The following is a 24,406-nucleotide window of genomic DNA, read 5'->3' on the forward strand; positions in this document are numbered from 1 at the left end:
CTACTGTGAATACAAAGGGCGGGCCCGAAGGGCCCGCCCGTTGTATTCATCCGCTTCTGACTTACTCTACTTTTCTACAATACCCCAACCTTGCTGCAGTAACGGTTCGGCTTTTTTATACTTCACCTCTTCAGTCTCGGAGCCGTTAGTGATCGTCACTAGATCATTTCGTCCGTATGTTTTTTGGCTGACTACCGGCGCTCGTTTCCTTGTCTTACTCTCAACTGTCTCTCCTGCAGCGGCTTGTGCAACCTCAGCCTCGTGCTTGCGCTGCTCTTCTTCCTTTGCGATCACCTGTGGTTGTACTCGTGGCAATACCTCAGCGATACGCACATAGAGTACTTCTTGCATCTCTTTGAAGAGACGGTTCCCTTCCTTGCGGTACTCAATAAGCGGATCTCGTTGACCATACGCACGAAGTGACACACTTGATCTGGTGTACCCCATCACCTCAAGGTGTTCAACCCAAAGCATATCGATCATCTGCAGCACCATACGACGGAACAGATCCATAAACACCTCCTCACCAAACTCCGCCTTCTTTGCTTCAATCACTTCTACTGTCTCAGGAAAGGCTTCGGTTAACTCTCGCACCACAGTTTCAACTTCTTCTGGATCGGCTTCAAGCAAGCGGCGTCGACGTGCGTAGATAACCTGACGCTGTAAGTTCAGCACATCATCGTATGCAAGGATCTGCTTTCGAGAATCAAAGTGAAAACCTTCGATCTTCGTCTGTGCGCTTTCTAATGTATTGCTGATCATCTTCATCTGGATCGGCTGGTCTTCTGGGATCTTGAAGGTGCCCATCAAGCTTTTTACTCGATCACCACCGAAGACGCGCATCAATGAGTCATCCATCGACACGAAGAACTGCGTCTCACCAGGATCCCCCTGACGACCTGAACGACCACGGAGCTGATTGTCGATGCGACGTGCCTCATGTCGCTCTGTACCAAGCACAAAGAGTCCACCAAGCTGCTTGATCTCTTCAGACTGCTCCTTGGTCGCCTCTGGACCACCAAGCTTAATGTCAACACCACGACCAGCCATGTTGGTAGCAAGGGTCACCGCACCCTTCCGACCAGCTGCAGCAATGATCTCTCCTTCATGCTCATGATTCTTTGCATTAAGCATTTGATGTTCAATACCAGCCTGTGTAAGGGCTGTAGAGAGGCGTTCATTTGATTCAATAGACGCAGTACCGATCAAGATCGGCTGGCCAGTCTTATGCACTTCTTTCACCTTATCAATGATAGCTTTGAACTTACCTGCTTCATTCTGGTAGATCAGATCCTGCTGGTCGATACGCTGTACATCGCGGTTGGTAGGTACTGGAATAACCTCCAAATTGTACACGGTGAAGAATTCTTCCTGCGACGTCAGGGCTGTACCGGTCATGCCAGACAACTTGTCGTACATACGGAAGTAGTTCTGATATGTAATAGATGCAAAGGTCTTTGACTCCTTCTGGATCGCAACACCTTCCTTGGCTTCAACCGCTTGATGAAGGCCTTCAGACCAACGCCGTCCTGGCTGTAAACGGCCCGTGAATTCGTCCACGATCACGACTTCCCCATCGCGAACCACGTACTCTTTGTCTTTCGTAAACAGTGCCTTGGCGCGGACCGCTGTCTCAAGGTGGTGGACGTACTTGAGTCCTTTATCGGTATAGATATTGTCGACACCGAGCATCTTCTCCGCCGCTTCAATACCGGCGTCGGTAAGTGTCGCACTCTTATGTTTTTCATCTACGGTGAAATGCTCTTCTGCGGTAAGTTTCGTAGCAATAGCTGCAAAGGTTGGATAGAGATTTTCGTTGTCAGCAGCTGGTGCAGAAATGATGAGCGGTGTACGAGCTTCGTCGATCAAAATCGAGTCGATCTCGTCCACGATCGCATATGAGTGATACGGCTGTCGGAGTCGGTCTGCTTCGTACTCAATATTATCTCGTAGGTAATCAAACCCGAACTCGCTATTGGTACCGTAGGTGATATCGGCAGCGTACGCATCCTGCCGCTCACAAGGTCGCAAGAAATCATAGACCACTTTGAACGACCCCTTTTCATCACGCTCCCCATCCTTCTCTACGTGACCTGGGTCATAGAGGTATGACGCCTCGTGATTGATCACACCAACTGACAAACCAAGCTTCGCATACACCTGACCCATCCAAACTGCGTCACGCCGCGCAAGGTAGTCGTTAACTGTAACTACATGCACACCCTTGCCGGTGAGTGCATTAAGTGTGGCTGGCAATGTAGCCACGAGTGTTTTACCTTCACCCGTACGCATCTCAGTGATCTTGCCGCGATGCAAGATCACACCACCAATAAGCTGCACATCATAATGACGCATACTCAAAGTACGCTTCGCAGACTCACGCACCAGTGCGAACACTTCAGCAAGTACATCATCGAGAGACTCACCACTTTGTACACGCTCTTTACACGCAGCAAGGCGTTCAACGAGGTGGTCGTCTGACAACGCAGCGATCTCAGTTTCAAACTCATTGATCGCTGTTACAAGAGGTTTGATCTGCTTCAATTCCTTCTCGTACGTAGGCCCAAAAAATCTATCCAAAAATGACATAATGGGCGTAGTATAGCGCAATCTGGCTAAATATAAAGCAAAATCGCCCTTTCGGGCGATTATGCAATAAGTCGTACTTGGAGGCGACGAGTCACCTCCGGTGATACTACTTTTTTCGACGAGTTGTCTTCTTTGCTGCCTTTTTCTTTGCGGTCTTCTTTACTGCCTTCTTTGCAGTCTTCTTTACCGCCTTCTTCTTAGTAGCCTTCTTTGCAGTCTTCTTAACAGCCTTCTTTGCTGTCTTCTTTACTGCCTTCTTTGCCACCTTTCGAACAGCCTTCTTAGCAACTTTCTTGGTTGACTTCTTAGCAACCTTTTTCTTTGCTGGCATAGCGTGATGAGAGATAGGGTATGAATAAAACTCGACCGCAATACCTTCTCACTTTTTCAAAGAACATCCCAAGAGAAGATTTTTGCTTATCAATATTATTGCGCGTTCTTCGACGTTACACAATTCTTTTTATGAAAAAAATTTGTGGATAATGAAAACGCACAAAAAATTTTTTAAAAATTTTTTGTGCGTTTTCACTTTCACTAGTCGATCATGTTCACTTCAGATTCAATCGTAATTCCAAATTCATCACTGATCGCAGACACGATCTTCTCTACAAATGAATGGACATCTGCAGCTGTCGCACCCTCTTCAGTCACGATCGAGAGTGAGTGCTTTGGTGAAAGACCAACATATGCATCGCGTCGCTCTCCATATGTCTGCTTATTGTACGGCGAACACTCCATCAAAAACGCTGTCGAGATCTTCACTTGGCCATCAGGTAATTCCCAGTGCCATGGACTAAAGGCAGCATCTTTCTCAGAAAACTTTTTCACAACAACACGTTGAACTGATTCAAATACTTCCGTACTGACAATAGTGTTTTTGAAAAATGATCCTGCTGAACGAAATTGTCCGGGCAGCATGCCGATATTGCTTCTGACGTTAAGCACAGCCTCACGCACATCGGCGATGGTCGGTGTGGCTATGTCTTTCTCTGCTAAATAGCGCTCAATACTTTGTGAAGCACTGCGGTAGGTAAAGTCAGCCTTGCCGGCCGGCGCCAGACGAAAGGTGACGGCAGCCACAATAAGACTGGCGCCGGCCGGCTGCTTGAAGATACTATCGCGATACCCAAAGGCACATTCACCTGCAGTTACGGTTATAAACTCGCTCGTCTTCCAGTCAAATACTTGCACCGAATCAATCGTTGTCGCAGCAGACGCACCGTAGGCATTGATATTCTGAATTGGTGCAGCACCAACTGTACCAGGGATACCAGAGAGATTCTCGAGGCCAGCCAGGCCGCGGCCGACGGTGTCCTCAACGAAACTATCCCAACTCTCACCTGCCGCTGCAGTCACCAACACAGTGTCACCGTCGGCCGCGGCCGTGATCCCTCTGAGTTCGTTCTTCACCACCAACCGTTCGATCACACTATCAGACACGAGAACATTCGATCCGCCACCAAGCACGCAGACATCAAGCTCTGCGTCTTTAGCGTATTCAGCAATGAGTGGAAGCTGTTGCTCGTCAGTCAAATGAACGAAGTGCTGCGCAAGACCGCCCACCCCAAGTGTGGTGAGCGGTGCAAGCGGTACGTTGTATGAAACGTCAAGCTTCATGTGTTATTGACAGCCTTCCTGCGGATCACGTCCACCAGCAATATTTTCTGCAAAACACTGTGCAGTTGGAGCAAACTCCGGCAATCGCTCTGCTGCTGTGTTGAGTGTTTCAATCGCTTTTTCACCCATATCCTGCTGATAGTACAAGAATGCTAAAGTTGCCCAGTTTTGTGGATCTTCCACCCACTTGAGTCCCGTGGCTGGGTCTGTTGCTAAACGATACTCAAATAGTTTTGCTACAAAATCATACTGCCCCGCCTGGTTGGCTGAACTGATCAAGAAATCACTTTTAGCAAACTGCATCATGAGGCGATTTTGATCGACCTCATCGTTATCACTCTGCATAAGTGCAGCAGCGGTCGAGGTTGCGCCGACTTGGAAGAGTGCCGCCGCATAGAATTCACGCGCCTGCAGATTTCGTTCATCTAGTTCGTAGGCTTCTTTGAAGTACGACACTGCTTCATCATTCTTTGCCTGTGTCAGCGCGACGAATCCCTGCTGCTGAATGATCGCCTGCTTCAGTGGCGAATACTGTCGCGCTAAGGCCATATGTTCTGCCGCTTTATCAAGCTGATTAGTGGCACGATAGTAACTACCGATAAAGACCTCAATACGTGCGTCACCAGGCTTTTCGGTCTCAAGTCGCATGAGTTGTTCTTCGGTGTAGGCAGCATACTGCGCTCGCACCTCTTCTGGTATCTGCGGATTACGTGCCACGCTGATCGTCTGCTGCGCCAACTGCTCAGTGATCTCTTGGTGAGCAAAAGAATTTCGATCGACAGCGCGTTCAAATGCATCCAGCCGCTTAACAGGGTCTGCTGCCTGGAACCCATCGATCACGTCAGCGGCAGCATGCATACCTGGCAAGTGAAACTTGTAGATACCAACGATCAGTGCGACAACAACGAGCGGCGTTGCAAACTGAGTCAGGATCATGTTGTCGACTTTTATATTTGCCACCTTCTCAGGGATATTGCCAACTCGTGACGTGATGAGCGCAAGAATGATCGCGAAGAAAATGTAGCTGACAATGTTATCAAACACTACCAAGTTGTGTGTGAAGTATCCAGCAAGAATACCGAGCAACACTCCTCGCTCCATCACATCAAATGTCTCATCTTCAGGATGTATGAGCGGTCGCACAAACAAGTACCAGATACACCACACGAAGATGCTGAGATATGCCAAGAGACCGAGAATACCACCGGTGATCAACCAGTCCATGAAGATGTTGTGAGCCCGGTCGAACCATTGTTCCTGAGCGTAGAGACGTGGGTCGTAATACTTATTGAAGACGTAATTGAAGTTACTTTGACCATAACCAAGCAGTGGTTCTTCTTTCACCCCTTCCCATGCAACACCCCAGATGATGCTACGGATGCGGAGATCGTCGAGAGAGATGTTGGCGATACGAGCGAGGTTTGGACTGTTCTGTACAAACTGTGTATCACGACCCAAAATGAAAGCTGATGCAGCAATCACAAGCAGTGCCACACCACCGATCGCATACTTTCGGTACTGTTTGAACTGTGTACCAAAAATACCAATATACGCTGACATCGTGAACACACCGACCGCAAGACCGATCGCAGTACCACGAGTACCAGTCTCAATGAGTACGAACGTGAACATGGCAGCCAAAAAACCATACAGCAATTTAAGCTGTGTTGAACGAGATTCGACAAACAGCCAAAAGGCGATAAAGATGTGGAAGAGCATGTAGATCGCCATGTATGCCGCATTACCAAGACGACTGTCGATACGACTACTACCATCGATCAAGCCTCCATACTGTGCCAGACCGTAGAAGGCCACTGCAAACGCAACAGCGAGTGAGGTATTGAGCAGATAATTCCAATGCTGCTTGGTCTGCAACATGCTGCCGAGTACGAGCATGTACAGGAAGGTGTGTACGAGCGAAACGTAGCCGTCCATTCGTTCGAAGTTGCTCCAGAAGCTTGAACTTGGGTGTTGACCAAAGAGATTGGCAAAAAACATCACAATGAGGAGAATGCCGAAGCTCCAAACAATGCCTGAGATTCGAGGACGATACTTGATCTCGTAACACGCGAGTAAGATCCAGGCCGCGAAGGTTACATCGACCAGAATTCTGAACCAGAAGTTCTTACCAGTAATAAATGGAAAAAAGTAATCATTCTCAACGTAGAGCGTGAGAAACGGTACCGCGAACAATCCAACGAGTACCACCGCTTTCAAAACATCTTTCATATGGCTGCCACTATACCATGCTGGGAGTAGCTCGAATCCCTAGACGAGGACAAAAACGGGAGGTATAGAAAAGCCGGGCGGGCCCCAAAGGGGCCCGCCCAGCTTTTCTCTTCCCTATCGCTTCTTCCCCCACACCGCCACGGCTGGAAAAAGCTTCTCCTTCTGCCTGGTGTCTAGCCCAGCAAATTCAGGCTGATGTTTCATCTCCCAGGCAAACAATTCATCGATCGCAGTAGAACTCGTATCCCGCAGGAGTTTCTCGAGACTCTTATGATTCGGCATTTGGTGGTATGTGGTCTTGGTCGGTGTCACCTCGTTTTGCTCATACAATGCACGCACTTCACTTTCGGGTACATAGCGCACAAACTGTCGCTGCGGCAAAATGCCTGGCACTGTGTTACCAAGAAATACATGCAATCGCTCCTTAAGTGTGTGCGGATACAAGGCATGCCCAAGGTCGTAGCGATGCATGAGCGTACCGCCGCTTTTGAGATACTTGGCACTCATAGCAATGAAGCGACCGAGCTCCTTGATGTGCTCTAGCGCACTAAGTGAAAACACCAGATCGAAAGACGCTTCAGCCTCATCAGGAATTGAGTCATATCCCAGCTTGAAGTGCAGTGTCGCATTACTGAGTCCTGCCAAGTTTTTCTTGGCCGCCTCGTACGAAGCCGGAATCGGCTCAACTCCGACGTACTGCAGATCTGGATACTTCTTCAAAATAGACGGCATGTATGCCGCAGTACCACACCCGAGATCCATCACTCGAGGCGCGCCGGCTTCGCCGGCGCGCCTGATCTCCTCCTCGATCACGTACTCGATGAATTGTTCTTTCAGCATTTTCATGTGAGACATTGTAGCATTACTCGGTAGAGGGCGGCAGCTTCGCTGCCGCCCTGAAAACCTTACTCTTCCGGATACATCACCTCGGTCAACTTTGCTTCATACGTATTTGCACACAGACAAACATAATATGTTGGGAAATTGATCGGGATCACACTCGTACCACTAGACAATTCAAGCCAACGCAAACCGTCATCATCAGTCGCAATCGGTATCGCGACCTTCGTGCTCATTGGACCATCCGCCAGCTGTGGAGCAAACTTCTCCCCTCCTACTTCCACCGTTAACTCAGATGGCTTGATGTCACCAATAAACAAACTTCGATTACTCTTTTGTGGGAGCTCGTTTTGAAATTCCTCAACAAATCGTATTGAGACGACACAGGTACCTTCTACGCCAAATGGTAAAGGAAGTGTATCGTCAAAATACTTCTCTTCTCTGGTCACCACGATATCTTCTACTGGAAACTCATCAGTGCTCCAGCCTTGCTTTTCCAAAAGGTGCAATAGGTCAAATTCAAGCGCCTTTGTATCACAACCTTCGACATACTTCTCCATATCATACGGAGCAGGACTATCATACTTTTTGTGTGTCACCTGTATCGAACCATCAGAGAAATTAAATACATAGATATCGACAGATTGTTCAGACGTGGCCGCTGTGTACGAAAAATCATGTATTTCACCAGAATCATCCAGATACGTCCCTGCGAATGCATACTCAGTATCATCAAGACCCACTACAAACACCTCAAGTGTACGGCTGTATCCAGACAACCCAAACACTTTAATTTCTTTTAAATCTTCAGACACCTCTCGATACAGCACATCTTTCACTCGTAGCACTTCACCTGTTCGAGAATCTCGTCCGGCCGTAGAACGACCACCATTAACCACAAACACATCAATACCAGCACCTTGTACCTCCGCTCGCAGCAACGGTATCAATGGGGATTCCTCTGGCGATTCTTCTTCAACAATCACTGTTGGAAGAGGTTCCATCTCTGGCACAATTGCTTCCGACATAAGAACGGTGTCTTCTAGGACCACCTGATCTTCTTCCCTCCCCAAACTAGAAAAGAGCAACACCACCGCGCTGCATACGACCAAAATACTTCCTAAAATAATGAAGAAATAGCTATTGTTCATAGAACGTATTGTATCACTCAAGGTACGTAAAAAGCCGGCGCCTTCGGCGCCGGCTTTTTACATCACCCTTCTTCACCTACTCCACCTGTGCCGACAACTTATCAAGCACTGAAAGTAGTATCGGACTATCAACCTTCTTTGCGATCAGCAACTTCCCGAAAGTCTCGATCGCCTGTAGCGCCTGCGACACGGTCTTGGCTTCCATTGCATCGAAGATCTTCGCTGCCCACTTCTCGAAAAATGCACGCTGTTGTGATGTGAGATCATCACCAATGACCGCATCCATAATGATCAAGAACTGCTCATACGTGATCGATTCTTCAGCCACTCCACCCGAATCAAGATCAAATACAAATGTCGTACTCACCCCTGGGAATGTATATCCAGAGAAATGATAGGTCAGCATTTCCCCCTCGGCAGTTAGCACAAAAAATTCTACCTCGTACTCACCGAGTCCAGTGCCGATCACTTCAATACTGAATGAATCTTCAGTCCCTGGCACCAGCAGGTGTTTCCCAGTACCACCAGCACCTACTAGTGAGATAACTCCCTCTTCTGCGTACCAAGCGCCAGCGAGATCAACGATCGTATCTCCGTCGACATACCCCACCACTTCATCAGACGTGTTTCGGTACAACAATTCTGCAGTGCCGGAAAGATACGCCTCTACTCCATTTCCCAGCAGCACTGGTTCGTCATGTACGGTAAAGATACGGGCATCATCAAACGTATTGTCGTAATTTCGGACATACTCAGAATCACTTTCTACGACATCATCAGCTGTCTCAGTCAGGTACCAAACTGGATCGTTGAGCAAATACCCATCTACAGTCTTCTCGGTCACCCAGACAAAGTGTCCACTATCAAACCCAAGCACGATTCTATCTTCCTCCTCAAGCGCAGCTGCCACGTCTCCCATGTCTGAAGTGAATTCAGGTGTACTGAAACGCGACGTGATCTGACCACCGACAACCTCTCCAAGATACGCCTGTGCAGCCAGCCACACCACCGAACCATTACTGGTGTATCCGCCAACCTCATCTAGATATTCATTGATGTTCTTTGGATTCACATCACCATGCGCAACATCCTCTTCGATACCTGCGTATCTACCTGCCATGACCAGTGAGGTGATAGCACAGCCACAATCAGCGATTGTCAGACCACATGGATATGTTCCAGTCTGCCCCGCACCATTTGCATACACTTCATTAGCCCAGCTTGCGGTCTCAGACACCGAAGGATTGTCGGAAATAATCTGCGTGTACAGTGGATACTCAGACACCGGCTCTGGCTCGTATTCGTAGGTAACTTCTAGGTACGGATCGGTACTGGTGCCCGAGGCTTCTGACCCTGCGAAATAAACCCATGATTCGCCCCAAGTGCCTGTGTAAACATTCTTTACTGTTTCTACATTCTCAATGTCGTGTCCTTCGCGCAAACAGAGCTTGGTAAAACCTGAATCTGAAATCCAATCCAAGCCAGTAGAGTTTAAGTCTATGACCACATATTCACCTTCAGGCAAATAGGTAAGATCAAAGTCATCAGATCCTTTAGAAGGATTTGTAATTGCATTTCCACAATTATCAATATCTGAATTCACGATTTCAAATGGCGACGCTTGTCTTCCTTCGAATACAGAAAAATAAGCGTACTCATCATTAAACTCATCTTTAACAGACTGTATGTACAGATTCAGATTCGCACTTAGGATTTCTGCACCATCAGGAATCTCAGAGGTATCAAACACAGTAAATGCTCTAACTATACCGAGATAATCTGTAGGGGTGTAAAATGATCCTGACTTGAAGTAGATTGTTTCATCAGTATAGTCCGCAGCCCTTCCCACCACATCGTCGTGCTGATTATCCCAAGTTCCAGGATATGGAGAAGTTTTAACATCCCCATCCCCTTCACTTCCGTAAATCCTCACCGTCTTTACCTCAGCAAAAGCGCTGTGTGTACTGAACAGAAAAGTTAATAAAAATAACAACACTCCGAGGTATACACCTGGAGTCTTTGATACGTTGCACATCAACATATTGTATTTAGTATTTTGTTTGAATTATTTGTAACACAAAAGAACCTTCGCTAATTTCACCATCACATTGCACCCTGCTCAGATCCACTCACTACCAACTCTTTCTGGTATATAATACACTGCGAGACTTCACTATGATTAAGAAACTCTTGAAAACTCTGATTCATCCAAAATATCAGTTTAAACTCGTGAGTCTAAAACACTCCTTCACACACTTTCGACAGACATACTATTCACAAAACGGCGAAGACATAATGCTCCGTTCACTTTTTGCGCCTGACCATAGAGGCTTTTATGTTGATGTCGGCGCACACCACCCATACCGAATTTCAAATACGTATCTTCTTTTCAAACGCGGTTGGCACGGCATCAATATCGACCCCAACCCCGACACGATAGCCCTCTTCAAAAAGGCTCGGCCACACGATACCAATGTACAGTTGGGTGTCAGCAAAACCGCAGGAACCCTAACCTACCATCAGTTTGCTGACCCAGCGGTGAATACCTTTTCTGATACAGAGGCAGAGCACTGGAAGAAAAAAACTTGGAATCAGTATCTGGGTACCACAACGGTTGAAACGAAGCCTCTGAAGAATATCCTTTCAGAACACGCACCTCCCAACCAAACCATAGACATGCTCTCAGTTGATGTTGAAGGGCTCGACCTAGAAGTACTGCAATCGAATGACTGGAACCAATTCAAACCCACTGTGGTTGTAGTAGAGGCACATGACTTTGAGATCGAACACATGCAAGACCACCCACTGTACCAATACCTACACGGTCAAGGATACTCACTGAAATTCGTTGTAAAGTTTTCTCTTATCTTTGTACTGAAAACTGGTTAAGTGCTGACAGCTCAACATGCTCAATAAGATTGAAACATTCCTGAGTGATAAATTTAAATTTGACGCAAAGTACACACTCCGCGGTGGTTTTTGGTTGCTCTTTGGACACCTATTTACTATTTTAGCTGTACTAAGCACCTCATACGCCTTTGCTAACTATCTCGATCCGCTGGTATACGGTAATTATAGATATCTTGTCACTGGGTCGGTGATAATCTCACTCTTTTCACTATCAGGACTCGGTAGCGCAATTACACAAGCGACAGCAAAAAATTTGCTCGGGTTCTTCGGTCAGGCCATCCAACTCAGTACAAAATACGGTCTTATCACATCTGTAGTTGGCCTCATTGGTGCAGCCTATTATTTCTTCAATGGAAACGAACTGCTAGCAATCGGAATGGTGCTGATCGCCATCTTTCAACCATTCATTAACACAACAACACTCATCTTCCCATACTTTTTTGGGAAACAGCAATTCAACGTCAGCACCCACTGGCACGCATTCAAAACACTTGTCACTACGGTTAGTATTGTCTCCGCCACACTCTTCACTGACAGTGTGCTGATCATCTTTTTATCATTCCTGTTAAGTAACTTACTCGCAAATACCGTCGTCTATCACCTAAACAAACCAAAGAAAGAGGATATCATTGATAAAGAAACAAGTGAAAGGTTCATTAGCTACGCCAAGCACACCAGCTACCAAAACATACTACTCGGTTTCGCTGGACAACTTGATAAAATTCTCGTCTTTCAATTTCTCGGCGCAAAAGAATTAGCCATCTACGCCTTTGCCACTGCCCTACCTGACCAATACAAAGGGATCACGAAAACTATTGACTCCTTAATACTTCCGCGTTTCTCAAATCGAAAGTTAAATTCTATAAGGAGTACTATTCTGCATAAATCATTGATCTATTTTTCTTTTTTGGCAGTCTGTGCATTGGCATACTACTTAGCAGCACCACTGATCTTTGCTGTATTGTACCCCAGCTATTCCGAATCAGTTCTCCTGTCCCAAATATATGTTTTAGGGATAATGACGGGAATAGGCAGCATTCCCATCAACGCTCTAAAGGCACAACTCAAAAACCGACTACTCTACAAATTTCAAGTGACGAGTGCTATATTTCAAATTTCATCACTGCTACTACTCTTACCTTTTTATGGAATGATTGGTTTAGTCACAGCACGTGTAGTACACAGAATCTTTGTCTGTGTGATTTCGTACGCACTTTTCTTCCACACAACACGACAAACTACTTGTTGAGCTCAATTTTCTTACTTACCTCTTGATGGTATTCAGGAGACTCCTCAGAAACTCTCTCAATGTCTTCTTCTTCTGACACGCCAACTTGCACCTCCAAAATAACAAGTTCTTTATCATCTGGTGCTTGTGGGGCGTGCCAAACACCAGGCAAATTCATACGAACCTCACCGTTTGGCATAAAAAAGAATTCACTCCTTCGCTCGTGCCTTTGGAGAGACAGTTTTTTTCCAGCAGCGATATGCAACATCTTTACCTTCAATTGTGGCATATCTATCAGTACATCATACCAACCCCACCTGGTAGATACTTTCTTGCGCGCATTTATCTCAGAACTCGAATTGTATTTGCCTCCCCCAAGCTCAAAAATTGGCTGTATGCCTAATTCTGTACAAACAACTAACTCGGGCGTATTACTGCTTTTCCTATCTCCTCCATTACCGAAATAATCAGGCTTAATCCTTTTGAGAGACTCGCATACTGTCCCATCACTATCATCAACAGTATGAATGTATGGTGTATATGCCTCCAATATCTTTTTTCTGTCTATCCAGGGCTGAAAAAAGAACCCCTTTTTCCTAACTAGCCAATCATCACTATTTAAAACGATATGTACCTCGCCGTATTCTGAAGCAGATTCTATCATTGCAATATGACCAGGATGGATTGGATCAAATCCACCAGAGATAACAATTTTCTTCATACCTTACTAAGGATTTCTTTTTGTCACTTTTGCAAAACTGATTTCTAATCGACCAAAATCTGGGTTGTTAAAACTATCTATTTCTGGAAGAACCTCGACTATATATTTGGTTTGATCAATTGCATCGACCACCGGCTTAGCAGACTCTGCTGGCCTGTTTCTCCAATAGTCATCAAAAATAACTACGGTTTTGTCATGCATAAGTTTTTCTACCGCAGCCCAGTCGTTGCTTATAGTAGCCACGTGGTGTCCGCCATCAATAAATACGAAATCTACCTTTTCTGTTCCATCGGCAAACTCTGTCAAGGTTTTGTTTGTATCACCCTTGATCAGAAGTATTTCTGCCCCGCTCTTTAGCAACTTCTCTTGAACCTCGTTTTTTGTAGGCGGCTTTTTCGACAGCTCCTGAACATACAACTCCTCCGTTAAATCTTCAAAGAGGTCAAAACCTATGTATTTAATACTACCAGGCGAATTTTCCTTTGCCGTCTTTATCATCTCAAGTGCTCGATTACCGTTCCAAGTACCGATCTCAAGTATAGTCTGAGCTTTACTCCGTGCAATTTCATCAAACAAGTGATGATACCTCTTAGGAGCTTTAAATACTCTATGGTGCCAGTTCATTACTGGCACATAGAAGGGGCGAAGAATTTTTTTTATGATCTCAACCATAAATCAGGAAGTTAATTTTGTTAATTCAGATTCATATAAATCTACCACGGAACTCCAATCAAAAGTAAGAGCTCTTTCGTAAGCACTTTTCGCATATCTCTCTCTTAACGCATCATCCTCTATCAGGACTATCATGGCTTCTGCGATTTTTGTCACATCTTGATCAACTAGCAACCCTGTCTTGTTGTCAATTATTGCAACCTCTGCTCCCGTGTCTTTTGTACCTATAGCAGTTAGGCCACACAGTGCTGATTCGAGATAAACCATGCCAAAACCCTCAATCGAAGTTTTTGAACTTGATGGAGTCAGAACAAAAAATTTCGCTTGACTATACAACGATACCAACTGGTCGTCGTTCACGTTTTCTACAAAAGACACTCGATTTGTTAAATCGCACTCTTTAACATATTGAACAATCCGGTTGTAGTAACTTGGTGCATCAGAGGTTGAACCAACAAACACATAATTTAAATTCGGATATGAACTAGCGATCGAAGAGAAGGCTTTCAAAGATTCTAATTGTCCCTTACGAGGTTTCAACGCTCCAACACTTATCACGTATTCTTTACTTGTCGCACCTGCTTGCTGGTTTGTTTTCTTAATAAACCGTTTAGTGTTAACACCAACAGGAACGAGGCTTACGTTTTGACTAAATAAGAATTCAGGATTTGACTCTTCAATTTTTTTTCTAACAAAATCATTTATCAAGAAAACACGACTTGCCTTTTTATAAGCAAAACTAATTAATTTATTTTTAATCCAATTATCGGGAGTAAATAGACCATACGTACCCAACGCATGAATAACACAGACATCACGTCGACCAAGTGTGGCTAAGTAAACTAACATGCCGGCTGGCTGGACATCAAAACTCACAACTGCATCATATTCCTTTAAGAAACTTCGCATTCTTAATATATCTACGAATGTGCTTAATATTCGCCGCCAAGAAAAACGAAAACCGACTGCTAGACTTTTTTTACCAGCTTTACCTTCTGCCAAAACAAAACCAATCTCATGACCCCTTTCTTTTAGGAGACCGGTAATGTTGTGGACCATTCTCCCTAAACCCGCCTTTGGATTTACATTATCAGTTACGAAACATATTTTCATGATCAATATCTTTCTCTTGACTAAGAAAGATCCAGGTCGACTCTTATAGTATCCTCCTCGTATCCATTATCTTCTCTACTGAGTGTAGTAATATCTATCATCGAACTTTCTTCTTCTGCAACATACGTATGCACAATTCCTGGAGGTACTTCAGTTGCCATACCAGCATTTAACACATGATCCTCTCTTTCCGACCCATCAGGAAGACACACGATTAGTCGTATTTTACCCGTGAGGATAAAATCATATTGAGTTGACTCTTTGTGATAATGTTTTGCCCTTAAAGCACCCTTTGTAAAGGTGATGTGACCAATATGACCAACTGGTTTATCAATCACATCAGTTATACAGCCTCTTTCGTCACAAAATGCAGGATCAACTTTTCTAATCTTAATCAACTTACTTTCCATAATTTTCTAAATTATTTAATAACCGGATACGGAATCGGAATAATAAATTTGCCACCCCTTTTGGAATATTCTGAAAGGTTTTTCATTATTTCGTCCGCAAAATTCCAAGCAAGGATAACTGCATAATCCGGCTGCGTTTCTAACAATTTCTCATCTCCATGTATGGGAATACGAGTGCCTGGAGTAAAAAGACTCTGTTTAAAACTACTTTTCTCCGTGATAAAGTCAAAGTAATACGTGTCGATACCGCAATAATTAAGCAAAGTATTCCCTTTTGCTGGAGCCGAAATTCCGGCCACTGTCTTCCCCTCTTCCTTTATTGAGTCCAGAAGAGCTCGCAGCTCCTTCCTTTGCTTATAGACATCTTTCGCAAATTTTTCTAACCTCCGGAGATCATAAACACCAAATCTTTCTTCTCCTTCTATTGCCTCAGTCACTCGAGCGGAGGTGTAATGAACTCCTTCATGTCCTACAAAGTATCGCAACGTTCCGCCGTGAATAGTTTGATGCTCAACATCAAAGAGCTCTAAGCCAAAACGTTTAAAATATTGAGCCATTGGTTTTACAGATAAGTAACCAATGTGTTGGTGATAAATCGTGTCATACTCTACATGTTCAATCATATCAACAGCATATGGAGCTTCAATGACCAAAACACCGTCTTTATCCAAGAGAGTTATAATGCCTTTTGTTGCAGAATCAATATCGTGAAGATGTGCAAAAACATTGGTGCCAGTAACCACTTTTGCTTTACCTTTCTTTTCTACAATATCTTTTGCAATCTCATCAGAGAAAAAGTCAACAATGGTCTCAATTCCACTATCGATTGCTTTTTTTGCAACCCTCTCAGCAGGATCAACTCCCAACACTGAAAAGCCTTGTTCTTTGAATCCAGAAAGCAACACCCCCACATTACTTCCAATATCCACTGCCAAATCACCTTTGTTAAAATGAAATTTCTCTGCTATATCTGCAGCCATCTTTTTGTAATGAGCAACTCCACTGGTGGTAATGGAAGACTCGTACACATAATTGGTTTGATAGAGTATCTCAGGATTCACAAAGTAATCAATCTGAAGTAGACCACAGTCTTGACACGAAACAAGGCGCAGAGGGGAAAAGTGCTCTACGTGAGACAAACGATCCTGAGACAAAAAATCATCAGAATGTGGTTGCATGCCCAAATCCAAGACCAAGGAAAGTTTATCTGATCTACACATATGACAGCTTTTTGCTACCTTACCAAAAAACTCTAGGTTCATCTTACTCATTGTTCTTTACTTACACTAGCAATATCAGCATCTACCAAAATACTGACCAACTCCTTAAAAGTAGTTTTAGGCTCCCAGCCAAGCTTCTCTTTTGCCTTAGCAGGATTTCCGATCAAGACATCTACCTCAGCAGGCCGGAAAAGTTGTTTCTTGATTTCCACATGATCCTCCCAATTTAATCCAACATGGGAGAATGCTTCCTCAAGAAACTCACGAACCGAGTGAGTCTCATTGGTGGCAAGTACATAGTCATCAGGCTCATCTTGTTGCAACATATGCCACATTGCTTCAACATATTCTGGAGCATAGCCCCAGTCTCTCTTTGCATCAATATTTCCTAGAAATATTTTTTCCTGTTTACCAGCCAAAATATTCGCTACCCCTCTGGAAATTTTTCTCGTCACAAAATTTGGACCCCTACGTGGAGATTCATGATTGAAGAGTATGCCACTAGAAATGAACATTCCATATGACTCTTTGTAGTTTTTGCACATCCAGTGAGAATACAGCTTGGCCACCGCATAGGGACTTCTGGGATAAAATGGAGTCATCTCAGTTTGCGGAGTCTCAACAACCTTCCCAAAAAGCTCAGACGTTGACGCTTGATAGATTCTTGTATTTTTCAAATCATTGTTACGAACAGCCTCAAGTATGCGAACCGTACCCAAACCAGTTACATCTCCTGTGTATTCAGGAATATCAAAACTAACCCTAACATCACTCATTGCACCTAAGTTGTATATTTCATCTGGACGAGTTGTTTTGATAACTCTTTCCAAACCACTCGAGTCAGACAAATCACCATAGTGTAGGTGTAAATTATCATGATCAGTTAAATAGCCCTGTTCACACATCCCATCATCGGAACCAATATAGTAATTACTAGAACGTCGAACGACGCCATGAACTTCATATCCTTTATCCAGCAATAATTCAGCAAGGTAAGAACCATCTTGACCAGTAATACCTGTTATTAGCGCAACTTTAGACATACAATATGGATATACCTGTAACAACTTATCTGATTTGTAGTTACAGTATTATAACGTTTATTGAAAATATCACCATTCGAGGGAAAAACGATCACACTTTATGAAAGCAACAAAGACTGTACTACTTTTAGGGGCCACAGGAGGAATAGGAGAAGCTATCACAAAATCTCTTTCAATAACAAACACGACCCTCCTATTACATGGAAAATCCAACGAAAAATTAGAATTACTGAAGGCAAAACTTGCTGGACACGGAAACCAAGTCCATTTGCTTCCAGCAGATTTGTCTGACAAAACAGAGCTACAGCTATTCACAGAAAGTTTGTCCAAGCAAGTAGAAAAAATTGATTGGATAATATTTGCCGCGGGTTTTATTAATGAACACGAGTTTGAAGATAAATCTCCTCAAACGGAAGTTAAAACATTCATGATCAATGCAGTAGCACCAACATACATCATCAAAAGTCAACTTGGAAATCTTGGTGAGGAGGGTGGAATTATTACAATCTCATCAACTGCTGCACTGTGGGGGAATCCAGAGTTTCCGATTTACGCCTCGTCAAAAGCCGCCCTAAACACTTTTACACAAATCGTAGCAAAACTATTTGGACACACAAAGAAAAGGGCGCTCACTGTTTGTCCCGGTGCCACAAACACACAAATGCGAGAACGCGTCGCAAAAGACTCAGAAACACAGCAGTCTCCAGAAATTATCTCTTCTCTCGTAAAAGAGATAATTTATTGTCCTGAAAAATATTCGAATGGCGATACTGTAGTTGTAAAAAATGGAAACGCAAGTAAGATTAAACACACTGAACCTGAACCACTACACTAAATTATGGTAGCCAGAGACCTGAAAACTGTTCTTTTGTGCCCCTTACTTTTTTACCGCCCTCACAATATATCTCATCTCACTGATCTTACTTACACTTAACTCAAAGTCAGCAAAGTATTCTTTAACATCATCCAAAGTCAAGTTCATTAAATCTAAATGAACTTCTCCGATAAAAGCTTTGGCACACTCCTTATTTTTTACATCTTTAAAGATAATTTCTTCTGCTCCTTCAATATCAAATTTAACGAGATCAAACTTTTTAATTTTCATTAAATTACATAAATCAAATAAAGAGAGCGTCTTAACACGTATCACTTCACTCCTTTCTTCTCTCCGCACAAGAGAGCTGCCAAGGGTGTTTCTTGATACATAAAGGTCCGTAAAACCTTCATCAGTACCTAGCGCAACCTGCAATGTTCTTACATTTGAAAACTGTGTGGCTTGTGCTCCAAGTCTGTTGTAGATAGTTTCGTTAGGCTCAATCGCTAGAATAGTTGCCTGAGGATACATTGCCGCATAGTAGATTGTAGAGTCGCCCCAATGGGCCCCCAGATCAAGGATCGATTTTGGATTAAAATCTAGTTGCCATTCATACTCTTTTAGTACAAAGACCTCAGATAATACCGAAACATCCGAAGCCGATTTTAATTCAAGAGAAAAATGCTTACCATTATAGACACACTCTAAAGACCAAGCTTGTGAACTGTGTAACATTTTTTTATCTATGAAGAACAACCAGAAGCGGAACGTCAGTACAACCCCTTTGAAAAATTTTCTGTCGGATAGATTGAAGGACAGAACAGGAGTATGTATAAAAAATAATTTTAAGTAATGATTCAATGACTTCATGAAACTTCGCGCAGGAGAAAACTCTTAATCAAACTAGCCCGCTCTTTCCAAGTATACTTTCTTGCGGAAGATTTGAGGTCTTCCGCAGCAGACTTTTTCTCTTCATAGTGAGCACGTACTTCCATGATAGCATTTCCCATGTCGATCGGATTGTCGGGTGCACAGACAGTCACCTGCGGCGACTGGACCACAGAGATCAAGCTCGGAATATCAGTAACAACCATTGGAACACCAGAAGCCATGTGAGCAAAGAGTTTTAAGGGTGAAGTGTAGTGGCTTGAGAGCAATTCCTTCGCGGTATTTGGTACCACCAAGACATCGGCTGCTTGTTGATAATTTCGTAACTCTCGATACGGCTTTGACCCCAAGAACTGCACTGTCGGATACTGAGCATGCAACACAACAATCTCGGATTCACTACCACCGATAGCGACAAACCTAACATCTGGCGCATGCTGGGCAGCCTCAAAGAAAGTGTGAATACCCTTCCAAACATCAAATCCACCAATGTACATAGCAATGAAATCATCTCGATCAAGACCAAGCTTTTCCCTAGCTACTGATCTATCAAGCACTTGTGCATAGAAACCATCGTCAATACCATCCTCAGCTACCAACAGCTGTTCGGCTGGCACTGCATGTGTCTCATAGTACTTCTTGATTCCTTGCGAAATAACTACGACCTTCACCCCTTTTTGCAACAATCGTCGTGCGGCCAGATTAAACTTCGCTTCATGTGACTCCCACACGAGCTGTGATGATTTAACAAAAAATGAAAGCAGCCACAATATCCATTCACTTCGAGCGTAAATGATATCGTACTGCCCAGGCCTCTTCCTAAAGAAAAAAGCGAAAGCAAAAATAAACTCCCGCACGTAAAACGATATTTTGTAGCGAGGATACAACCACTGTGGTGGTAAGGTGGTCACTGAAAAATGTGGAGTGAATCCAAACTGTTCTGCAACCTTTAACTCACTTGCATTGGCGTTCTCAGTCACATACAGATCAACCTCGCTACCAGCCTGAACAAACGCTTCACAATTGTGTGCGATCTGAGCGGCATGCGCTCGTTCGCTTGGGAAGCGAACGTTGGCGAGATAGGCGATTTTCATAGTGATTAGTTCTTCTTACCACTGGCGAGATGGCTAAAAAGGGTTTTGTAAAAGGCGTCGGCGCGGAGATAATGCTCGAAGGCTTGGCGCGCCTTCTGCTGCATTTCTACAAACTTTTCCTCCGATGTCCTCTCCCAGAAATCATTGACAATTTCAGGTATTTTTTCTATGTCATTGTAATCAACCCGAAGTATAAATGCATCATAATTAATCTCGTCCTCAAATGGTAACGGGGTATCAGTATCTACAAACAACGGCACTCTTCCTAGAGACAACACCTCAAAGAATCTGAGCGAGAAGTTTCCATCTCCCCTCACAACAAGAGGTAAGTGGGAGTTCTTAATAGAATCAATAAATTGCTGACGCAACACTTTTGGATCTCCCTGTATAGTACTCTTAGACGCTGAATATGATTTTCGTTTCTGTACACGCAGATTAATCGCGTTAGTTTTCGACAACACGGACAAAATTTTTCTCCTAAAATACAATCCTTGCCGTTCATATTGTTCTCTCTTACCGAAAAGTTCATTTAAAAAGGAGCGTAATAACCTCAGTCTGTACTTCATCTCTGCTGTTGTAGTTGGTAAATGGGTCATACCAGCAAACCCCACGGTCGGCAGCGCAGCCTTTGAAATAGGCTCTACCCCATAACGCTCTCCTAAATCCTCTACGAATGGCGCAATTATAAATTCGTCCTTTACTAGTCTACTCCGATATTTCGCAGTTCTGAGAATTGTTGCATTATCAAAAAGGATATCATCATGAGTGTCACCGTAGGCAAAAATAATGGTTTTCAGCCTATGCTGTTGTGCAAAGAGACCAGCTTCTTTTAGGTATGTGCCAGATGGGTCTTTTATAGAAAAATACGAGTGCGGAATCATCATGTAGTCAGCTCCTTGTTGTGTCGTAACAAACTGCACCATACGCTTAAATGGGGCCGTGGGTACTTTTTGAAACAGTAAACCAGCCTCTTCCTCCACTGAAGTGAACAAATTTAACAAATAGGAATCCGGTGTTCCTTCCTCTCTTTTGTAAAGATAAATCTTCAACATAGATCATTTATAACCTAAAATCAGGCTTTCATGCAGTACTTTATACACGCAACTCCTTGACCGGAAGAGATTGAGATCATCCTCTTAGATACTGAAGTCTCCAAGGTACCGCTGAGCTCTAGATCAGAAGATACGTCGGGCAGTACGTATACCAGTGAACCTTTTTGCGCGGCTGTTACAATGATTTTCTCTTGTATAACTATGGCTGTCTCAGAGTAATTTATAATTCGCTCAAGTGAATAGCCTGATATTTTTTTTCCGTCTCTTCTGGCCAAACCAGCATCTGACACGTTAATGGTAGCACCCCTGTGTTCAATCTTGACATCTGTGACGTACATCGAAGACGCGTGATTTTTTAAGGAGAATGTCTCTTGCCAAACGATGCGCATCCTCTGCAAAAAACCAGAAATACTGAAAGCGCGTAATTCAATCCTGGCGTATATAAGCAACGCCTTTAAGTCCTTACCCCTAATCCTCCACCAGTACCCAGGATTTAAAACCGTCTCGGTAAGATGGAAGTTACCGGGAACACGAGACGGCAAAATTTTCATTTGCAAGAGGTTAGTAAACTTCATCTCCTTTGTACCAAAATACACCAAAGAACCTCCACCAATCATTGGACCCATAATGACTCGTCGAGGAGTCTTAGCTCCTCGTAAAATAAACGCAACCGCGCCATTGTTAACATTTACAATCCCTGATGGAGCGAGAGTACAATTGTGTGATACGGTTGGAGTAAAGCTTTTCTTTTCAAGATTTTTAACATCGTCAGCAATTCTTGTTAACCAGGCACAGTGCGAGTTCCAAAAATATTTACACTGAAAATTCACCTCACTACCGTAATGATCTATGAGAGAACCGTCTTCCTGTTGATGTCGATACAGATGATTCAGTGCAAGCAAGGCATAATGAGCGTATTTGTCTTCGCCGGTTTGTCTGTAAGCACGTAAGAACGCATAAGCATCATAGGAGTTACTTGCTACTTCGTAAGGCGAAAGGAAGTACCAATGCTTAGTCTCAAGAGCAATATTTTTAAGGCCGTCAGCTTGATACAAACCAATTAAGAAATCCGTGGCCAGGAGTAAGTCATGAATCTCTTTTGCCTGATCACCTCCCAACGAATCCAAAACGTGCCACAAAAAAACCACATGACGCGAATGGTAATAGGGGGTGATATCTTTGGCTGAAGAATCCATGCCGTATCCCTCATATGCTGTCACGTATGGGAAACTTCCATCTCCTCTCATTTCAGAAAGACTTCGAGAAACTGACGACCGTAACGCTTCTGCCCACTCTGGCTTTTTAAAGAGAGTATATGCTGAAGCAAGACCCGTCGCTCCCCACAAACGCTGATTCGTAGGAGCTTTTTCTACTGAAGCTTCTGTAAGATAAGTGTCAGCATTTTTATACACTACTGATGAAATGCTCTCCCGTTCTTCTTTGGCAAGTTTTGAACCCGCCGACAATAAAAATGTGGCCAACATATCTGTAGCAGCTCCAGCATCAATAACTCTCTGCGACATATTCCACTTCTCATTTCCATCCGGTAGATATACGTACCTACCCTCGACTTCAAACTGGCGAGATACTACCCGCATAGCTCGTTGACGAGCCCGGTTTAAATACTCCTCATCATTACCCTCCTCATGCAAAAACAAATCAATTGCAATCGAGTATGCCGTCTTGCCAATATGTTCGATACCATGTTTGTCACAAAAATTCCTTGAATGAGGATCAGTAGTACTGTTAAAGTAGTTTGACACTCCTCTCAAAAAATCCAAATGTTTTTTATACGAAAAGTTACTCATGTAGAATTTTAGGGATTAAAGTTGACAAACTATGCTTACTAGAAACAAAGTTGACATAGTCATTTTGATGGAAAGGCGTCTTTTCAGATATAACCTTTTTAATCATTTGTACCATACCTGAGACATCCTTTACTTGAGCAAGACCTAGCGGCAGCGACTCTGTCCCCGGCGCCATAGAAACCACCGGCAAGCCGCAGGCCATAGCTTCAAGGACTGCCTTATCCAAGCTGCCGTTTTGGGCCGCGGTCACAAATACTTTGGCTCTGGCGAGTGTTTCTGGCAGGCCTGCCTGTGGGATTCGCCCTAAGAACTGCACCGCATGCTCGAGATCATACTGTTCGATGTGTGAGCGTAGCTTGGCTTCGTAGGCGCGCTCACCTTCGGTGAGCGCACCTCCCACAATACTCAGTGTCACCTCATGCTCTTGGCGAACTTCACGCAAAATATCGATCAACGCAATCAGGTTCTTTGATTCAGTGATCCGTCCGACCGTGATGAGGTCGAGATCTTTGGGGCCGGTTTGCGGAGCAAACCGGCCCGTATCGATCCCATGTCCGGTCACCACCACCTTCTTGCTTGGCAGCCGAAAACTCTCAGGTGAGCCTGTGAAGATGACATCTACTAGCTTCTCTGCCAGCCGCAATGACCAGGTTACCGTCCCATGCATGTACCACAGTCCAACACGCTTTCTCCACAGCCGCCACAGCGGTGCACCGAGGAGGACATAGATCTGATTCATGTGCACAAAGACACTGTCGTGCTCATGACGCAGACTGATGATCAATTTGTAAAAGCGAATCAAGTACGTGAGTCGACTCTTCCCCACTTCTTTTCCAAGCGAATATACTTTGACGTTATCTGGCAAAGCATGCGCTCCCTCTTGTAAGCAAATAACCGTCACCTGCTCACAGTGTTTTGCAAACTCCTCCAGCCACCGATGAAAAAAACCAAGAATCGGATGCTCTGTGTCTACCACTTGTGTCACAATCAGTACTCTCATAGCATTT

21 protein-coding genes are annotated in these 24,406 nt (G+C 44.1%); 3 read left to right on the plus strand and 18 right to left on the minus strand.

Translation table 11 applies throughout. The annotated features are described in order from the left end of the window. Positions 1-66 precede the first annotated feature (66 nt). The 7 genes from secA to H6786_02700 form a co-directional block, all read right to left on the minus strand. Complete coding sequence (secA, locus tag H6786_02670; GenBank protein ID MCB9816278.1) at positions 67-2,589, minus strand: preprotein translocase subunit SecA; 2,523 nt, start codon at positions 2,587-2,589, stop codon at positions 67-69. Between the two features lie 106 nt (positions 2,590-2,695). Continuing rightward, entirely contained in the window at positions 2,696-2,920 is a 225-nt protein-coding gene (locus H6786_02675; GenBank protein MCB9816279.1) for a hypothetical protein, read from the minus strand. A 203-nt stretch (positions 2,921-3,123) separates the two neighbouring features. Further along, positions 3,124-4,206, minus strand: a complete 1,083-nt coding sequence (locus H6786_02680) for a UDP-N-acetylmuramate dehydrogenase (protein ID MCB9816280.1) — start codon at positions 4,204-4,206, stop codon at positions 3,124-3,126. Positions 4,207-4,209: 3 nt separating this feature from the next. After that, positions 4,210-6,435: an O-antigen ligase family protein gene (locus tag H6786_02685; GenBank protein ID MCB9816281.1), complete on the minus strand. Its 2,226-nt coding sequence runs from the start codon at positions 6,433-6,435 to the stop codon at positions 4,210-4,212. A 114-nt stretch (positions 6,436-6,549) separates the two neighbouring features. Next, complete coding sequence (locus H6786_02690) at positions 6,550-7,281, minus strand: class I SAM-dependent methyltransferase (GenBank protein MCB9816282.1); 732 nt, start codon at positions 7,279-7,281, stop codon at positions 6,550-6,552. 59 nt (positions 7,282-7,340) lie between these two features. Next, complete coding sequence (locus H6786_02695; protein ID MCB9816283.1) at positions 7,341-8,426, minus strand: hypothetical protein; 1,086 nt, start codon at positions 8,424-8,426, stop codon at positions 7,341-7,343. Positions 8,427-8,502: 76 nt separating this feature from the next. Next, on the minus strand, positions 8,503-10,461 hold the full coding sequence (locus H6786_02700) for a hypothetical protein (protein MCB9816284.1): 1,959 nt from the start codon (positions 10,459-10,461) through the stop codon (positions 8,503-8,505). 260 nt (positions 10,462-10,721) lie between these two features. Here H6786_02700 and H6786_02705 point away from each other — a divergent pair, with 260 nt between their 5' ends. Both H6786_02705 and H6786_02710 read left to right on the plus strand, forming a co-directional pair. Next, positions 10,722-11,315: an FkbM family methyltransferase gene (locus H6786_02705; protein MCB9816285.1), complete on the plus strand. Its 594-nt coding sequence runs from the start codon at positions 10,722-10,724 to the stop codon at positions 11,313-11,315. Between the two features lie 16 nt (positions 11,316-11,331). Beyond that, complete coding sequence (locus tag H6786_02710) at positions 11,332-12,585, plus strand: oligosaccharide flippase family protein (protein ID MCB9816286.1); 1,254 nt, start codon at positions 11,332-11,334, stop codon at positions 12,583-12,585. Here the strand turns inward: H6786_02710 and H6786_02715 are convergent. Genes H6786_02715 through gmd form a run of 6 tightly spaced genes read right to left on the minus strand, consistent with a single transcriptional unit; the run spans position 12,575 to position 17,743 of the window. Then, a complete protein-coding gene (locus H6786_02715) occupies positions 12,575-13,285 on the minus strand; it encodes an adenylyltransferase/cytidyltransferase family protein (protein ID MCB9816287.1) in 711 nt (236 codons plus the stop codon). The two genes, H6786_02710 and H6786_02715, sit on opposite strands and share 11 nt — an antisense overlap. 6 nt (positions 13,286-13,291) lie before the next feature. Continuing rightward, positions 13,292-13,957, minus strand: a complete 666-nt coding sequence (locus H6786_02720; GenBank protein MCB9816288.1) for a class I SAM-dependent methyltransferase — start codon at positions 13,955-13,957, stop codon at positions 13,292-13,294. A 3-nt stretch (positions 13,958-13,960) separates the two neighbouring features. Continuing rightward, entirely contained in the window at positions 13,961-15,070 is a 1,110-nt protein-coding gene (locus H6786_02725; protein ID MCB9816289.1) for a glycosyltransferase family 4 protein, read from the minus strand. A 20-nt stretch (positions 15,071-15,090) separates the two neighbouring features. Beyond that, entirely contained in the window at positions 15,091-15,480 is a 390-nt protein-coding gene (locus tag H6786_02730) for a cupin domain-containing protein (protein MCB9816290.1), read from the minus strand. An 11-nt stretch (positions 15,481-15,491) separates the two neighbouring features. Then, positions 15,492-16,742 (minus strand): class I SAM-dependent methyltransferase, encoded by a 1,251-nt coding sequence (locus H6786_02735; GenBank protein MCB9816291.1) that lies wholly within the window; start codon positions 16,740-16,742, stop codon positions 15,492-15,494. 5 nt (positions 16,743-16,747) lie between these two features. Further along, positions 16,748-17,743 (minus strand): GDP-mannose 4,6-dehydratase, encoded by a 996-nt coding sequence (gene gmd, locus H6786_02740; GenBank protein MCB9816292.1) that lies wholly within the window; start codon positions 17,741-17,743, stop codon positions 16,748-16,750. A 100-nt stretch (positions 17,744-17,843) separates the two neighbouring features. On the opposite strand from gmd, the gene H6786_02745 reads away from it, so the two are divergent. Continuing rightward, positions 17,844-18,578, plus strand: coding sequence for an SDR family NAD(P)-dependent oxidoreductase (locus H6786_02745; protein MCB9816293.1), 735 nt, complete (start codon positions 17,844-17,846; stop codon positions 18,576-18,578). 42 nt (positions 18,579-18,620) lie between these two features. Here H6786_02745 and H6786_02750 read toward each other — a convergent pair whose 3' ends face one another. The 5 genes from H6786_02750 to H6786_02770 are packed head-to-tail and all read right to left on the minus strand — an operon-like array spanning position 18,621 to position 24,399. After that, positions 18,621-19,427: an FkbM family methyltransferase gene (locus H6786_02750; protein MCB9816294.1), complete on the minus strand. Its 807-nt coding sequence runs from the start codon at positions 19,425-19,427 to the stop codon at positions 18,621-18,623. Continuing rightward, positions 19,424-20,539 (minus strand): glycosyltransferase, encoded by a 1,116-nt coding sequence (locus tag H6786_02755; GenBank protein MCB9816295.1) that lies wholly within the window; start codon positions 20,537-20,539, stop codon positions 19,424-19,426. The genes H6786_02750 and H6786_02755 overlap by 4 nt, the downstream gene beginning before the upstream one ends. 5 nt (positions 20,540-20,544) lie before the next feature. Then, positions 20,545-21,591, minus strand: a complete 1,047-nt coding sequence (locus H6786_02760) for an exostosin family protein (GenBank protein ID MCB9816296.1) — start codon at positions 21,589-21,591, stop codon at positions 20,545-20,547. 20 nt (positions 21,592-21,611) lie between these two features. Then, positions 21,612-23,399 (minus strand): hypothetical protein, encoded by a 1,788-nt coding sequence (locus H6786_02765; GenBank protein ID MCB9816297.1) that lies wholly within the window; start codon positions 23,397-23,399, stop codon positions 21,612-21,614. Continuing rightward, the gene (locus tag H6786_02770) at positions 23,392-24,399 is read right to left on the minus strand and encodes a glycosyltransferase family 4 protein (protein MCB9816298.1); all 1,008 of its coding nucleotides are present in this window, start codon (positions 24,397-24,399) and stop codon (positions 23,392-23,394) included. Before H6786_02770 ends, H6786_02765 begins: the two co-directional genes overlap by 8 nt. Positions 24,400-24,406 lie beyond the last annotated feature (7 nt).

The sequence above is a fragment of the Candidatus Nomurabacteria bacterium genome (assembly GCA_020632075.1).
In the GTDB taxonomy this organism is placed as follows: domain Bacteria; phylum Patescibacteriota; class Minisyncoccia; order Phycocordibacterales; family UBA918; genus OLB19.